At 38.4% G+C, this 1839-nt stretch carries 1 protein-coding gene; it reads right to left on the reverse strand.

All coding sequences use genetic code 11. The features are described from left to right. Positions 1 to 249: 249 nt before the first annotated feature. Positions 250 to 1689, reverse strand: coding sequence for a DDE-type integrase/transposase/recombinase (locus BN999_RS16565; RefSeq protein ID WP_096273233.1), 1440 nt, complete (start codon positions 1687 to 1689; stop codon positions 250 to 252). Between the last annotated feature and the right edge of the window lie 150 nt (positions 1690 to 1839).

Here is a 1839-nt window from a genome sequence, read left to right on the forward strand (position 1 = left end):
GGTAGTGTAAAAAGTTCTATGAAAAGCCCATAAAAATAAAATACCCACACTTTTGATGGTGGAAATCTTACCGCCATCGCTCTTGACAAACACGACAATGGTTTACGGGTGTGGTGTCAAGGGCGAAGGGAACAAAAGAAGGCACGACAAATAGCCCTTGACTTTTACTAGTTTAAACCATTGTCCAGTTCGGTTTGTCAAGAGTTCGCTACGCCGATAGCTAATTTGTCGGGCTCAGCTAAACAAAAGCTAGGCAGCTTGCTTGTCCATCAAGTATTGCTGAGATAATTCGATTAGCTTCGTCCATCTCTCTGGCATGTTCGGCATCTTTTCGAGTTCCGGAATGACTACTGGTACTTTGTTTTCCAAGGTGGCATGTGGGCGTAAGAAGTTAAAATACGCGACAAATAACGTCACATAGGAAACAGACCCTTCCTGAGAACCAAATCCAGTAGTCGCTCTGTAATTACCTTTAAAAGAACGGTTCAGTCGTTCGATGATTTGTTTCAGTGGTCGATATTCGGTTGAAACAGGATCTTCATTTGTTAGGCCAATTACACGATGAATATCAAAATGGATGTCATGTTGTGCGAAATAATGCTGGGCCAACATGTAGATGGGATTACCATCAACGACAACCGTTAAGTCTTCTGGTATCTCTTTGTACTTTTGAAAGACAGAATCTAACGCTTTTATAGCTGACAATGTATCGCGGTTAGGTGAAACAGGGTAAGACAATATAATCTTTTTTACCGCATCAAAGAAGAAGAATAGATAATGCCAACGTCCTTTGACGCGGATATAGGTCTCATCACCACAAATACTATTCGACAGTTCGTATGGATAATGATCCACGAAAGGCTTGGTGACAAGGGCAACACTGTTCATGTAGTTCAATATGGTTTGATGGGAAACTTTCACTTGATGTACATCGTACATCAATGCAGCTGTTTTTCGTGCTGAAAGACCATAGTTTACATGATAGGTCAAAATAAGGCCTAGCGTATGTGGAGACACGTATATTCGTGAAAGATCAACCTTTGGCTTCTCCGGTGTTTCCTTGGAAAGAGGTTTAAAGTCAAAGTGAAACACACGGAAAATAAACCTAACTTTAAAGGCCTGGGGGTCTTTCTTGAATCGCTCTTTTTCCTCTTTAGACATTTGATTTAGCTTTTTTTGATAATAGGGACAGTCGTTCTTTTTACACTTAAAAACATAAAAGTCTTTACGCTCCTTGATTTTTTCTAGTGTTTTAAAACAGTGAGGACACTTAAAAATAGCTTCTTTTTCGAAACGATTTTGTTTACTAAACAAACACGCACACACTTTACATTGATACTGTCCTTTATCACCATTATTGGCATAGAGATACGAAGAAGGTGCTGAACACTTTGGGCACGTTAGACTCGCAGGAACTGTAACCACACTATTTTTATGACGCCTAACGGGCTTTAACTCTTTCCCGTGTTTCGACAGATGATTGGAAAGAAGTTCTTTATAATCTAGTTTTTCTAAGGTTTCTATAATGGGAAGGTCATCTACTTCCATTTTTCGATAAGGTTTATTAACAGGTTCGTCAAACTGAGCACTGGCAACCGATTTTCCAAGAATAATTCCAAGAAGAGCTAAAATTATTCTTTCTTGGAGCTTGATAAATACAAGTAAATAGGTTATAAATTGAGGTAACAACTTGTCACTTTCCTTTCTTTTTAAGGTATTTGTTTTGGTGTGGTTACCTCACTAATACCCTAAATTCGAGGGGGTGGCAAGTTTTTTTGTATAAAAACGCATGAAATAGGGAATACTAATAGATTTTTTATAAAAACTTTTGACAATACG

This window comes from Paucisalibacillus globulus, from assembly GCF_900184735.1.
Taxonomy (GTDB): domain Bacteria; phylum Bacillota; class Bacilli; order Bacillales; family Amphibacillaceae; genus Ornithinibacillus; species Ornithinibacillus globulus_B.